General features: G+C 39.0%; 9 protein-coding genes. 4 read left to right on the top strand and 5 right to left on the bottom strand.

What is annotated here, in order from left to right; translation table 11 throughout:
• Nucleotides 1-52: 52 nt before the first annotated feature.
• Together gltB and KO505_RS14140 are read left to right on the top strand one after the other, a co-directional pair.
• Nucleotides 53-4,507 (top strand): glutamate synthase large subunit, encoded by a 4,455-nt coding sequence (gene gltB, locus KO505_RS14135; protein WP_216056484.1) that lies wholly within the window; start codon nt 53-55, stop codon nt 4,505-4,507.
• 15 nt (nt 4,508-4,522) lie between these two features.
• The gene (locus tag KO505_RS14140) at nt 4,523-5,929 is read left to right on the top strand and encodes an FAD-dependent oxidoreductase (RefSeq protein WP_216056119.1); all 1,407 of its coding nucleotides are present in this window, start codon (nt 4,523-4,525) and stop codon (nt 5,927-5,929) included.
• 92 nt (nt 5,930-6,021) lie between these two features.
• Here the strand turns inward: KO505_RS14140 and KO505_RS14145 are convergent, their stop codons facing one another.
• The 4 genes from KO505_RS14145 to KO505_RS14160 form a co-directional block, all read right to left on the bottom strand.
• Nucleotides 6,022-7,122 carry a GGDEF domain-containing protein gene (locus tag KO505_RS14145; RefSeq protein WP_216056120.1) on the bottom strand — a complete coding sequence of 367 codons (1,101 nt, stop codon included), beginning with the start codon at nt 7,120-7,122 and terminating at the stop codon, nt 6,022-6,024.
• 51 nt (nt 7,123-7,173) lie between these two features.
• The gene (locus KO505_RS14150) at nt 7,174-7,587 is read right to left on the bottom strand and encodes a PAS domain-containing protein (protein WP_216056121.1); all 414 of its coding nucleotides are present in this window, start codon (nt 7,585-7,587) and stop codon (nt 7,174-7,176) included.
• 315 nt (nt 7,588-7,902) lie between these two features.
• A complete protein-coding gene (gene recA / locus KO505_RS14155; protein WP_216056122.1) occupies nt 7,903-8,934 on the bottom strand; it encodes a recombinase RecA in 1,032 nt (343 codons plus the stop codon).
• 100 nt (nt 8,935-9,034) lie between these two features.
• Entirely contained in the window at nt 9,035-9,547 is a 513-nt protein-coding gene (locus KO505_RS14160) for a CinA family protein (RefSeq protein WP_216056123.1), read from the bottom strand.
• Nucleotides 9,548-9,634: 87 nt separating this feature from the next.
• Here KO505_RS14160 and mutS point away from each other — a divergent pair, with 87 nt between their 5' ends.
• Together mutS and putP are read left to right on the top strand one after the other, a co-directional pair.
• Entirely contained in the window at nt 9,635-12,253 is a 2,619-nt protein-coding gene (mutS, locus tag KO505_RS14165) for a DNA mismatch repair protein MutS (protein ID WP_216056124.1), read from the top strand.
• 103 nt (nt 12,254-12,356) lie between these two features.
• Nucleotides 12,357-13,844, top strand: a complete 1,488-nt coding sequence (gene putP, locus KO505_RS14170; protein ID WP_216056125.1) for a sodium/proline symporter PutP — start codon at nt 12,357-12,359, stop codon at nt 13,842-13,844.
• A 189-nt stretch (nt 13,845-14,033) separates the two neighbouring features.
• Here the strand turns inward: putP and KO505_RS14175 are convergent, their stop codons facing one another.
• Nucleotides 14,034-14,573 (bottom strand): isochorismatase family protein, encoded by a 540-nt coding sequence (locus tag KO505_RS14175; protein WP_216056126.1) that lies wholly within the window; start codon nt 14,571-14,573, stop codon nt 14,034-14,036.
• Between the last annotated feature and the right edge of the window lie 47 nt (nt 14,574-14,620).

A 14,620-nucleotide genomic window follows, 5' to 3' on the forward strand; every position in this document is an offset into this window, starting at 1 on the left:
TTTAGAGGAGGACGCCAGATTGAACAACACTGGTTCTAAAAAATTACAATTGATGCACAACAGTCAAGATGTTCGCGAGAACTGCGGCTTTGGTCTTATCGCTCACCTTGAAGGTGAAGCCAGCCATAAGATAGTGCGCACGGCTATTACTAGCTTAGATAGAATGCAACATCGTGGCGGTATTTCAGCCGACGGTAAAACCGGTGATGGGTGTGGTCTACTAATACAGAAACCTGAAGCTTTTTTCCGAGCAATTGCTGAGGAAAATGGTTGGCATTTAGGCAAAAAATACGGTGTCGGCACCATATTTTTAAGCCAAGATCCGATCAAGGCGGCTAGAGCGAAAAAGATCATTGAACAGGAAATCGAAAACGAAACCTTAGAAACAGTTGGTTGGCGTGTTGTTCCTACTAATCCAGAAGTATTAGGTGAAATTGCCTCTTCCTCTGTGCCTCAAATTGAGCAAATATTTGTTAATGCTCAGTCGGGGTGGCGCAAAAAAGATTTTGAACGCCGCTTATATATGGCGCGTCGTCGTATCGAAAAGCAACTTGAAGACGATGAAGACTTTTATATTCCAAGTTTAAGTTGTTTGGTAACTGTCTATAAAGGCTTAGTTATGCCTAAAGACTTACCTAAGTTTTATAAAGACCTTGCAGATATTAGAATGGAAACCGCAATATGTGTGTTCCATCAGCGTTTCTCCACTAATACAACTCCTCAGTGGCGTTTAGCGCAACCATTTAGATTCTTAGCTCACAATGGTGAAATTAATACCATTAAAGGTAATCGCCAATGGGCACAAGCCCGCGAATACAAATTCCGTTCACCATTAATCCCTGATTTAAAAGACGCTTCTCCGTTTGTAAGTAAAACAGGAAGTGACTCAGCTTCATTAGATAACATGCTTGAATTGTTCTTAGCCGGTGGCTTAGATTTATTCCGTTCAATGCGTTTATTAGTGCCGCCTGCATATCAAAATCATCCCCAAATGGATGATCAGTTAAAAGCATTCTATGAATTTAACTCTATGCACATGGAACCATGGGATGGCCCAGCCGGTATCGTAATGACTAATGGTAGACACGTAGCCTGTAACTTGGACCGTAATGGTCTTCGTCCTGCTCGTTATACCATTACTAAAGGCAAAATTTTAACCTTAGCGTCTGAATCTGGTATTTGGGATTACACCCCTGATGAAGTGATTGAACAAGGCCGTGTAGGTCCAGGTCAAATGTTAGCGGTAGATACTTATACTGGTAAAGTTTGGCATTCTGATGAAATTGATCAGGACTTAAAAGAACGCCACCCATATAAAGAATGGTTAGATAAAAACATTCAACACTTAAAACCATTCTCTGAATGTGACGGTGATGAAATTGGTCAACGATTATTTAATGACGAAACCCAAGCGGTGTACCATAAGTTATTTAATTATTCGTTTGAAGAAATTGAACAAGTAATCAAAGTTCTAGCAAAAGACGGTCAAGAAGCAACGGGCTCTATGGGTGATGATGCACCTATGGCAGTTATGTCTAAACAAAAACGTAACTTCTATGATTATTTCCGTCAATTGTTTGCCCAAGTAACCAATCCACCTATCGATCCATTACGTGAAAATCACGTTATGTCGTTAGCCACTTGTATTGGTCGTGAGCAAAACGTATTTAATGAAACATCAGGGTACGCAAATCGCGTATTATTTGAATCACCAGTATTAATGTATACCGATTTAGACCAACTAAAAGCGTTTAATGACGAGCATTATCACACTGAGTCGTTATCAATATTATATAACCCTGAAGAAACTGATTTAAAAACGGCCATCGAAACCTTATGTGCTGACGCTGTAACGGCGGTTAAAGAGCGCAATACGGTTATCCTTATATTGTCAGACCGAGCAGTAGAAAAAGGCTTAGCGCCAATCCCTGCAGCAATGGCGGTTGGTGCCGTACAACAAACATTAGTTGTTAATCAACTTCGTTGTGACTCTAATATCATAGTAGAAACTGCTTCAGCCCGTGATTCGCATCACTTTGCTGTATTATTAGGTCTAGGGGCTACTGCTGTATACCCATATATGGCTTATGAAACCGTTGAACAATTTGTTGAAAATGGCAGCATAGATATCCCAGTAAAAGACGCTGTTATTAATTACCGTAAAGGCATTAATAAAGGTCTATTTAAGATCATGTCTAAAATGGGTATCTCAACTATTGCGAGTTATCGTTGTTCAAACTTGTTTGAAGCCGTGGGGCTTGCCTCTGAAATTATGGAACTTTGTTTCCCTAACATCACAAGTCGTATTGAAGGCGCTAATTTTGATGATATTCATCAAGAGCAAATGCACAATGCCAAAGTAGCATGGTTAAAACGTAAACCGATTAACCATGGTGGGTTGCTTAAGTATGTTCACGGTGGTGAATACCATGCTTATAACCCAGATGTTGTGCAAACGTTACAAGTTGCCGTTAAGTCAGGAAACTATTCTGACTATCAAAAGTACGCTAATTTAGTGAATAACCGCCCACCGGCTCATTTCCGCGATTTAATGGCACTTAAATCTCAGACGCCTATTTCGATAGACGATGTGGTTAAACCAACCGAGTTATATCCTCGTTTTGACTCTGCAGCTATGTCTATTGGAGCATTGAGCCCAGAAGCGCATGAAGCGTTAGCTCAAGCGATGAATAAACTTGGTGGATTCTCAAACTCTGGCGAAGGTGGTGAAGACCCGCGCCGTTTTGGGACGAATAAGAATTCACGTATTAAACAAATAGCGTCAGGCCGTTTTGGTGTAACACCGCACTACTTAAGAAATGCAGATGTATTGCAAATTAAAGTAGCGCAAGGTGCAAAACCAGGTGAAGGTGGCCAATTACCGGGTGATAAAGTGACTGCAGAAATTGCACAACTTAGATACTCAGTACAAGGTGTTACACTTATTTCACCTCCACCACATCACGACATTTATTCAATTGAAGATTTAGCTCAGCTGATCTTTGACTTAAAACAAGTTAATCCAAAAGCATTAGTATCCGTAAAATTAGTTTCTGAACCAGGTGTTGGCACAATTGCCACAGGTGTTGCAAAAGCAAATGCGGATTTAATTACCATCTCTGGTTTTGACGGCGGTACAGCGGCAAGTCCACTGACTTCTGTTAAGTATGCGGGTAGTCCTTGGGAACTTGGTTTATCAGAAACGCATCAAGCACTTGTTGAAAATGGCTTACGTCATAAAGTACGAGTGCAAGTTGACGGTGGTTTAAAAACTGGTATTGACGTTATAAAAGCCGCTATTTTAGGTGCGGAAAGTTTTGGTTTTGGTACAGGCCCTATGGTTGCTTTAGGTTGTAAGTTCTTACGAATCTGCCACTTAAATAACTGTGCGACAGGTGTTGCAACTCAAGACGAAACGTTACGTAAAGAATACTTTGCTGGTTTACCGTCTATGGTTGAAAACTACTTTACTTTCATTGCCCAAGAAGTTCGCGAAACGATGGCCGCAATTGGTATTAGTAAGTTTGAAGATTTAATTGGTCGTACCGACTTATTAGAATTATTAGATGGCCAAACCCAAAAGCAAAGTCGTTTGGAATTAAATGGCATATTAGCCTCTAGTGGTGTAACTACCGAGTTCCCTAGTTATTGTGTTGCTAAGAATGAGCCGCTTGATAACGGTGATTTAAACGTTAAGTTAGTAGCTGATACCGCCGAACAAGTTGCCAATAAAACAGGTGGACAACATTTTTACGACATCCGTAATACTGACCGTTCTGTTGGTGCGACCTTATCTGGTGAAGTGGCAGATGTTCATGGTAACCAAGGCATGGCAACTGACCCTATCCAGCTTACGTTTACCGGCACTGCGGGTCAAAGCTTTGGGGTTTGGAACGCTGGCGGTGTGTATTTACACCTAATTGGTGATGCAAACGACTACGTTGGTAAAGGCATGACAGGTGGTAAAATTACCATTAACCCGCCAAAAGGCGTTAGTTACGTGAGTCACAAGTCTGTGATCATGGGTAACACATGTTTATATGGTGCAACAGGCGGTAAGTTATTAGCGGCTGGTTGTGCAGGTGAACGATTTGCTGTTCGTAACTCAGGTGCTGTAGCAGTAATTGAGGGTGCAGGCGACAACGTTTGTGAATATATGACAGGTGGTGTTGTTGTTATTTTAGGTGATATCGGGGTTAACTTCGGTGCCGGTATGACTGGTGGATTCGCTTATTTATTAGATGAATCTGGCGACCTAAATGAACGTATGAATGGTGAATTAATTGAAGCTCTAGATATTGATATGACTATTCATATTGAGAATCTACGTGGGTTAATCAACCAACATTTTGAAGAAACTCAAAGTGAACGTTCGCAACAAATCTTAGCTGAGTTTGATACTTGGTTACCTAAGTTTAAATTGGTTAAACCTAAAACATCTGATGTAAATCAGCTGTTAGGTCATCGTCACCGCTCTTCTGCAGAGCTACGTGTTCAAGCAATGTAGAGCGAGGAAAAATTTATGAGTCAAAATGTATATCAGTTTATAGACGTGGAACGCATTGACCCGACTAAACATCCGGTTAAAGTACGTAAAGAAGAATTCATTGAAATTTATCAGCCTATGCAAGAAGCACAGGCTAAAGGTCAAGCAGATCGTTGTTTAGACTGTGGTAACCCATATTGTGAATGGAAATGCCCAGTGCACAATTATATCCCTCAATGGCTACAACTGGCTAATGAAGGCAAGATAATTGAAGCGGCAGAGTTATCCCATAAAACCAATAGCTTACCTGAAGTTTGTGGTCGAGTTTGTCCACAAGATCGTTTATGTGAAGGTGCGTGTACCCTCAATAATGATTTTGGCGCCGTAACCATTGGTAGTATTGAAAAATACATTAATGACAAAGCGTTTGAAATGGGCTGGCGTCCAAGCATTGAAGGTGTTGAGTTAACGGATAAAAGAGTGGCGATTATAGGCGCAGGTCCCGCAGGTCTTGCTTGTGCTGACGTATTAGTTCGTAACGGTGTTAAACCGGTTGTATATGACAAATATGAAGAAATTGGTGGCCTATTAACCTTTGGTATTCCTTCTTTTAAATTAGAAAAAGACGTGATGACACGCCGCCGCGAAATTTTCGAAGAACTTGGTGTTGAGTTTGTTCTAAACACTGAAGTTGGTAAAGATATCGACTTCCAAAGTTTGTTAGATGATTACGACTCTGTTTTCTTAGGTGTAGGTACTTATAAATACATACGTGGTGGATTACCAAATGAAGAAGCCCAAGGTGTTTATGACTCTTTACCTTATTTGATTTCAAATACTCGTAAAGTCATGGGTTCTGCTGATACTTGTATCGACTTTAAAGGTAAAAAAGTAGTCGTATTAGGCGGTGGTGACACGGCAATGGATTGTGTAAGAACTGCCATAAGACAAGATGCAGAAGAAGTTATGTGTGCGTATCGTCGTGACGAAGCAAACATGCCTGGTTCCGCTCGTGAAGTACAAAACGCCAAAGAAGAAGGGGTTAATTTCGAATGGAATGCCCAACCTATTTCTATTGAAGTTGATGCTGATGGTAAAGCGTGTGGCGTTAAATTTGTAAAAACACAACTTGGTCAGCCAGATGAAAATGGTCGTCGTCGACCGGAAGCCATCGAAGGCTCTGAATATATAGTTGAAGCAGATGCCGTTATTCAAGCATTTGGTTTCCAACCATTAAACTTAGAATGGTTAACCCCATACGAAGTTGAATTAACGGATTGGAATACAATTAAGGCCAACGAAGATTCGCAATATCCTTATCAGACAACCAATCCTAAGATCTTCGCCGGTGGTGATATCGTACGTGGCGCGGATCTAGTGGTTACAGCCATAGCAGAAGGCAGAAAAGCGGCTGAAGGCATATTGGATATGTTAGAAGTTTAACCGCCCTGATTACTGACATTACATACAAAAAACGCATCTATTGATGCGTTTTTTTTGCAACAGAGATCGCTGTTTTGCTAACTGTTAGCACATTATAATTGACTTACCACGCAGTTTCTCCCAGAACGTTTAGCCTTATATAAAAAGCTATCGGCTCTATCAAGCAAACTATCAAAGTCGTCTTGGCTGGTAATATTAGTGACACCGAAACTGACGGTAATAGGCCATGGAATTGAGTCAAATTGATGAGATTCTGTCGCCCTTCTAATTCTTTCTACAACTTGGATCGCAGCGTCTAAGTTAGTTCTAGGCATGACAATCACAAATTCTTCACCACCAAACCTAATTTGCACGTCAGAAGTTCGACTGTTCGCTTTTAGTATATTGGCAAAAGCAATTAAACAATCATCTCCTGTTAGGTGGCCTAAATTGTCATTAATTTTTTTAAAGTAATCCAGATCGCAAATAGCCAAACACAATGGTGCAGCGGTTCTTTTGTAGTCATCAATTTCTCTTTGTAAAAAATCATTTAAGTAACGGCGATTGTATAACGTGGTCAGTGGGTCTTTGATCGACTCTTCTTGTAACTTAAGGTTTATGTATTCTAGTTGGCTAGATAAATGAACCAACTGTTCTCGATTATTTTCCAGTGACACGGCAATAAAAGTAGCAATAGTACTAAATGCGAGCACAGGGATAATCAATGAAAAACTATAGTTGTTATCTAAAACAAAGAAGTAGAACAGATTAAAATAAACGAAGGTGACAATGACCATCACAAGATATTTAGCTATGCTGGTTCTGTATGCTGTAGCGGCGCCTAATAAGGTAAAGGCATACGCCGTATAGTTGCTTGTGATCGCTAAATCTAAAGAAGTTAACGTTGCCGCTGAGATACACATAGTAATAGCAAAGCTAAAAATTAAGTGATCTAATCGTGTTACATTACCCATTGCTTTTACTTTAGGTAAGGCAACTCTAAATGCAATTGACGCTACAATGAGCGCCAGCCATAATACTAAATATGCATCAGCATGGGTGTGATATGAGTCAGTTACTCTACTGTATAAATTGCGCCATAAAAACAATAAGCAGATAACAATTAAAATATAAGGGATGATCATAAATCGATCATAGTTATCTTCAACTTGGTGTTTTAAATATGCCGCTTCAAAAGACTTTGTTTTTTCCATGTCCATGTTACAGTTTTTACCTTTAAATTTGTTCTAACTCATTACCGTCTATTAAATTTTTACTTCTGCGACTATACCAATTAATAAATTACCAAGGGCCGTTGTGATCACGCGTTTATTAACAGATAGATAACTTTGAATATCGCCACCTTCGGTTTCTTTTAGTTCAATCGCGGAATGAATATCACCAATAAAGCTTTTAGCGGGTTGATCACTATCTACACAATCTTGTGCGTCATCTTTGGACATTATATCAAAATCAGTTTTACCAACTATGTCACTTTGGCGTAAACAAAAGTATTTCTCAAACTCTTGGTTAACAATCAAATATCGCCCCTCATCATCCTTAACAAAAATAATACTCGGCGATAAATCAATAATTGCGATTAATAAATTTAATAATGAACTTTCGTCCATTTCAATATCAAAATTATGTTTAAGCGTTTCTAACAAATGTGCATTCATAATGGCTCCATTAACAGTACTACCTATCCTTACAAAGAGCCGGTCATTCAGCGAGTTAATGTACGCTCATGGTTGCAAAAGATCGGTCGACTCAAGTGAAAAAGCCAAAGCCACTAGACACTAGACACTAGACACTAACAAATTTCGCTCATTATCCCACCGCAGTCACAACGGTGAATTGACTAAACCTTTATAAAGCTTGGTATAAATGCATTTATGGCGGCTAGATTATCACCACTTTTTCAGATTACCAATAATTTACCCGTATTAACGAAAAAAGCCGCTTAATGCGGCTTTTATTTAGTTATATTTAATTTAGCTAGGGTCAGCTACTTCCAAATCATCTTCTTTTATTGTTGCTTTTAACAACAACATATCACGTAATTTTTTCTCGATTTCTTCTGCAATATCAACATTCTCTTTTAAATACTTAATGCAGTTTGCCTTACCTTGACCAACCTTGTCACCATTATAGGCATACCAAGCACCAGCTTTATCAACCACACCATGTTTAACACCAAGGTCAATTAACTCGCCTTCTTTAGAAATGCCTTTACCATACATGATAATGAATTCTGTTTGTTTAAATGGAGGAGCGACTTTGTTCTTAACCACTTTAACCCGGGTTTCATTCCCTATGACTTCATCACCTTCTTTAACAGAGCCGATACGACGAATATCTAAACGTACAGAGGCATAGAACTTAAGTGCATTACCACCTGTGGTTGTCTCAGGGTTACCAAACATTACACCAATCTTCATACGAATTTGGTTAATGAAAATACATAACGTATTTGAACGTTTAATGTTACCCGTTAATTTACGTAACGCTTGTGACATTAGACGAGCTTGAAGACCCATGTGTGAATCACCCATGTCACCTTCAATCTCTGCTTTTGGTGTTAATGCTGCTACCGAGTCGACAACTAATACATCTACAGCACCAGAACGAACTAACATATCAGTAATTTCTAAAGCTTGTTCACCAGTGTCTGGTTGCGATACTAATAAGTCATCAACGTTAACACCCAATGCTGATGCATAAATAGGGTCTAATGCATGTTCTGCATCAACAAACGCACAAGTCTTACCTTCTTTTTGCGCTTGAGCAATTACTTGTAATGTTAGGGTTGTTTTACCTGAAGATTCTGGACCGTAAATTTCAACGATACGACCACATGGCAAACCGCCTATACCTAACGCAATATCCAGTCCTAATGAACCTGTAGAAATGGAATCAATATCCAATGCATTACTATCGCCCAATTTCATTATTGAGCCTTTACCAAACTGTCTTTCAATTTGTTGTAGTGCTGCGTCTAATGCTTTTTCTTTATTTGCGTCCATTATTTTCTCCAAACATTACTTGTCGTTGATGCTTCAACTTAACTATGCGACAAAGTATACTGTATAATTAAACAGTATCAATGAAAATTTATATTATTTTTTATTTTATTTCATTAATACAGGTCAACGCCATATTTAATGCCGCTTTGATGGCCGACAATCTAACATCTTCTCGGCCCCCTGAAAAACAAAACCTTTGACTATTGTTGATTGTTTTTGCATTTCCATCCAGTAAGTACTGTATACAAACAGCTATCCAAACAGTGCCTACAGGCTTTGATTCTGAACCACCACCAGGTCCTGCAATTCCACTGACTGAAATACCGACTTGAGCTCCGGCATTGATTAGTGCCCCATGCGCCATTTCATCGACGGTTTGCTGTGAAACTGCACCGTATTTTTCTAATGTTGTTTGTTGCACATCCACTAATTTTTGTTTTGCGTCATTACTGTAAGTAACAAATGCACAATTAAAATAGCTTGAACTACCGGCAATTGCGGTTATCGCTTGGCTAATACCACCACCAGTACAAGACTCAGCGGTGGTAACTGTCCAGCCTTTTTGTAATAAAGCATCACCAAGTTGTTTACTTAAAGATTCAATTTCAACCAATTGCCCGATTCCTTCTACATTTTACGAGACACTATGCCGATGATCTGTGACAATATACAACATTAGTCACAGATATCATTAAGCCAAATGTCGAATTTATTTAGCCCTGAAAATATAGCAAGCCACACTCCAATGATGCAGCAGTTCTTAAATATGAAAAAAGAACACAAAGACATTTTGCTTTTTTATCGCATGGGTGACTTTTACGAATTATTTTACGACGATGCCAAAAGAGCCTCTGAGTTATTAGACATTTCCTTAACCAAACGAGGTGCTTCCGCGGGCGAACCTATTCCCATGGCTGGCGTGCCTTATCATGCGGTTGATAACTATTTGGCTAAATTAGTTCAATTAGGCGAATCGGTTGCCATCTGTGAACAAGTTGGAGACCCTGCCACCAGCAAAGGGCCAGTTGCTAGAAAAGTAGTCCGCATTGTTACTCCTGGAACCGTCAGTGACGAAAACTTATTAAATGAACGTTTTGATAACTTAATTTGTGCCGTATTTGCCAATAAACCTCGTGCTACTTCTGTAGAAACTTATGGCATTGCTTATTTAGACATTAATAGTGGCCGGTTTCTAATTAACCAATTTGAACAAATTGGCGATTTATCGGCAACATTAACGCGCTTGCAACCGGCAGAATTATTATACCCAGAAGACTTTTCACAAATGCAGGTATTAAACGGCTTTAAAGGTATAAGACGTAGACCTATTTGGGAGTTTGATTTAGAAACCTGTGAACGAGTATTAGTACAGCAATTTGAAACCAAAGATTTACAAGGGTTTGGTATTACCAAAGCGCCCGTAGCCATCTGCGCAGCAGGCTGCTTAATGCAATATGTACGAGACACACAAAGAACGGCACTGCCACATATTCGCTCAGTAACCCTAGAAGCTATTGATTCCACCATTATTTTAGATGCTTCTACTCGTCGTAATTTAGAGTTAACTCAAAACCTCTCTGGTGGACAAGACAATACCTTAGCGCAAGTATTAGACAAAACCTCTACCGCGATGGGCAGTCGTTTATTAAAACGTTGGATCCATTTACCAAGACGTAATCAATTAGAAGTTAACGCCAGATTAGATGCGGTAGAAGATATTTTAACGGTGGGTAACGATGTTAATTTACAAGAACCACTTAAACAAATAGGTGATATTGAGCGTATTGTTGCGCGCTTAGCTTTACGTTCAGCCAGACCTAGAGATTTAGCTCGCTTACGTAATGCGTTACGAGTATTACCAGAGTTAAAAGCTGAGCTAGAAAATAATAAGTCGGTGCGCTTAGCCTCATTAAATAACAAAATACAGTTATACCCAGAGATCCTAGATTTATTAGAAAGCGCCATTATAGAGAACCCACCTGTGCTTATTCGTGACGGTGGTGTCATTGCAGCTGGTTATCATGCTGAATTAGATGAATGGCGTGAGTTAAGTGCCGGTGCTACCAGTTTTATCGATCAGTTAGAGATATCGGAAAGAGAAAGAACCGGCATAAACACATTAAAAGTTGGCTTTAATAAAGTACACGGCTTCTATATCGACATTAGTAAAGCATATTCTGACCGAGTACCTGAAGAATACGTAAGACGCCAAACATTAAAAAACAATGAACGATACATCATTCCTGAACTGAAAAAACACGAAGAAAAAGTGTTATCAAGTCAAAGCAAAGCGTTAGCATTAGAAAAGCGTTTATACGAAAAAGTATTAGATCAATTAGTTGAAGTTATTGAAGCATTACAAATGACCTCGGACGCCATTGCGCAGATAGATGTTCTCACTAACTTTGCTGAACGAGCTGAAAGCTTAAATTACAGCAAACCTGAATTAGTATCAGGCCGTATTGTAAAGATTGAAGCAGGTCGTCACCCTGTGGTTGAGCAGGTCATGCAAACACCGTTTATTGCGAATCCGGTGCACTTACATTCAGAACGTAAACTTGCAGTCATTACTGGACCTAACATGGGTGGTAAATCTACCTTTATGCGCCAAATTGCATTAATAACGTTAATGGCGAATATTGGTTGTTTTGTTCCAGCGCAAGCTGCACAAATTGGTGAGATAGACCGTATCTTTACTCGTATTGGAGCATCCGACGATTTAGCCTCTGGTCGCTCTACTTTTATGGTAGAAATGACAGAAACAGCAAACATAATGCACAACGCGTCAGAAAACAGCTTAGTGTTAATGGATGAAATAGGCCGAGGTACCAGTACTTACGATGGTCTAAGTTTGGCTTGGGCCAGTGCCCATTATTTATCAACTAAGATAAATGCCCTCACCTTATTTGCAACTCACTATTTTGAATTAACTGAGTTTGCCGATCAGCAAGCTGGGGTGGTTAATATACATTTAGATGCGCACGAACATGGTGATGATATCGTGTTTATGCACTCAGTCCATGACGGAGCCGCAAGCAAAAGTTTTGGTATTCAAGTGGCTAAATTAGCTGGTTTACCAATTGAAGTACTTTCCTTTGCTAAATCCAAATTGCAACAACTTGAATTAACAACCGTGCCATCTTCAAGCCCGCAAACTGTTAATACTGCATCACCAGAAATACCAAGCCAACAGTTGTCTTTAGTTAATACCGGACAATCTGACGTGATGGATATTATCAACAACACAGATCTAGACGAATTATCGCCAAGACAAGCATGGCAATTACTGAGTGAACTTAAAAGTAAATTAAAAAGTTAAACCCATAGTTTTTAAAAAAGCTAATAAAATCAAATTGTAGCCCAGACCTGAAGAATATTTTTTACTGTGATACCCTTGTAACAAATTAATTACGAGGATCTTTATGCATTATTCAACTTACATCACTCTCGGCCTTTATTTTTTAGTCATGTTAGCGATTGGATTATACTCTTATCGCAAGTCCACATCTGATCTGTCAGGTTATATGTTAGGTGGTCGTTCATTACCACCATCGGTTGCAGCATTGTCTGCAGGCGCATCTGATATGAGTGGTTGGATACTAATGGGTTTACCTGGAGCTATGTTTGTTTCTGGTTTAAGTAGTAGCTGGATTGGATTAGGCTTATTTATCGGTGCTTTTATTAACTATATTGTCGTGGCGCCAAGATTACGGGTTTACACTGAGAAAGCCAAAGATGCCCTTACCGTTCCAGATTATTTTGCTAAACGTTTTAATGACTCGAGTTTAACTCTTCGTCTAGTTGCCTCTACCGTTATCGTTATTTTCTTCACTTTATATACATCTTCTGGCTTAGTGGCCGGTGGTAAATTATTTGAAACTTCATTTGGCTTAGATTATTCAATGGGACTTGTTGTTACCGCGAGTGTCGTTGTAGCTTATACCTTATTTGGTGGGTTTTTAGCGGTAAGTCTTACAGACTTTGTACAAGGCTGCATTATGTTTGTCGCCGTGATCTTGGTGCCTATTATTGCTTTTACTCAGTTTGATAGTTTAGCTGAATTGACCTCTATTATATCTGCTATTAATCCAACCTATTTTGACTGGTTCGAAGGATTAAGTTTTATTGCCATAATGTCGAGCATGGCGTGGGGGGTTGGATATTTTGGTCAACCTCATATTATTGTGCGTTTTATGGCGCTTCGTTCAGTGAAAGATATGCCAACGATGCGTAATATTGGTATGGGCTGGATGTTTGTTGCATTAGTTGGAGCTTTAGCCGTTGGTTTCACTGGTGTTGCTTACGTTAATAAATTTAACTTAGGGGCAATCGATCCTGAAACTATCTTCTTAGTATTCTCTAATTTATTATTCCATCCATTAATTACAGGCTTCTTATTAGCGGCAATTTTAGCAGCCATAATGAGTACCATAAGTTCACAATTATTAGTGTCTTCTAGTTCGTTAACTGACGATTTTTACAAAACCTTTTTAAACCGCGATGCTTCAGATAAAGAATTAGTGTTGGTTGGTCGTATTTCAGTATTCATGGTTGCTGTAGTTGCTGGTTTATTAGCTTTAGACAGAAACAGCTCAGTACTTAGTTTAGTAAGTAATGCATGGGCAGGATTTGGTGCGGCATTTGGTCCACTGGTCATCTTTAGTTTGTACTGGAAAAAAATGACTAAACAAGCAGCCCTTGCAGGTATGGTTGTTGGTGCAGCTACGGTCTTAATATGGATATACGCACCACTAACAATTGACGGTAAATCATTAAGCAGCTGGATTTATGAAATAGTGCCTGGCTTTATTTGTTCATCAATTGCTATCTATGTTGTGACAATAATGAACCCACAAGAAGAACAGGAAGTTTTAGAATTGTTTGACCAAGTTGAACAAGAGTTCAAATAGTTTTGCCTTCAAACTAGACTCATTTAAATACTCATGTAAATAATAAGCCGATGACAGTTAAGATGTCATCGGCTTTTATCTATCTATCGCTAATATAATCTATTAATCCTACTCTGTGTTACAACGAATCTCCAACAACAACAACACGGCTGACACTAAGTTAATATTGAGTTGCTCTTTATTCAATGGTTAACGAATTAACTCTAAAATTTGTTTAAATTCAGGTACACGACAATCTTTTACCAACTCATATAAACACATCTCTAAACCTGTGATTCCAACCCCACTGTTTTGTAATCGAGTAATAGCAAGCTGTTTATTAGATAAGGTACGAGAAGAAATACAATCACTAACTAGTTCAACGTTAAATTCATGTTCAATTAACCCGCTTGCCGTTTGATACACACAAATATGTGCCTCAATACCACAAATAAGCCAAGTATCTACATTTTTGGTTTTAGCAAAATCTATAAAATCAGGTGTCTCACAGGCATTAAATGTAAACTTGGTGATGGGATCGATATCTTCTAGTAGAGCACTTAGTTTAGTTGTAGTGCGCCCTAACTTTTGCGGGTTTTGTTCCAGTAATATGATTGGTAATTCAAGCGCGTTAGCGCCTTTAATTAACTTTTCACAGTTTGAAATTAATACATCACTATCGTGAACTAGACGGGCAAGTTTTCCTTGTATATCAACCACGATCAGTCCGGTATTCTCTCTCACTAACATTATCTACCCCACACACTACGTACAGTATAAAAATGAATTAAAAAAAA

The organism is Psychrosphaera sp. F3M07 (genome assembly GCF_018860345.1).
GTDB classification, from domain to species: domain Bacteria; phylum Pseudomonadota; class Gammaproteobacteria; order Enterobacterales; family Alteromonadaceae; genus Psychrosphaera; species Psychrosphaera aquimarina.

Coding starts and splice junctions, on each gene's coding strand:
- gltB (WP_216056484.1), top strand. CDS start 53: ATGCACAACAGTCAAGATGTTCGCGAGAACTGCGGCTTTGGTCTTATC.
- KO505_RS14140 (WP_216056119.1), top strand. CDS start 4,523: ATGAGTCAAAATGTATATCAGTTTATAGACGTGGAACGCATTGACCCG.
- KO505_RS14145 (WP_216056120.1), bottom strand. CDS start 7,122: ATGGAAAAAACAAAGTCTTTTGAAGCGGCATATTTAAAACACCAAGTT.
- KO505_RS14150 (WP_216056121.1), bottom strand. CDS start 7,587: ATGAATGCACATTTGTTAGAAACGCTTAAACATAATTTTGATATTGAA.
- recA (WP_216056122.1), bottom strand. CDS start 8,934: ATGGACGCAAATAAAGAAAAAGCATTAGACGCAGCACTACAACAAATT.
- mutS (WP_216056124.1), top strand. CDS start 9,635: ATGTCGAATTTATTTAGCCCTGAAAATATAGCAAGCCACACTCCAATG.
- putP (WP_216056125.1), top strand. CDS start 12,357: ATGCATTATTCAACTTACATCACTCTCGGCCTTTATTTTTTAGTCATG.
- KO505_RS14175 (WP_216056126.1), bottom strand. CDS start 14,573: ATGTTAGTGAGAGAGAATACCGGACTGATCGTGGTTGATATACAAGGA.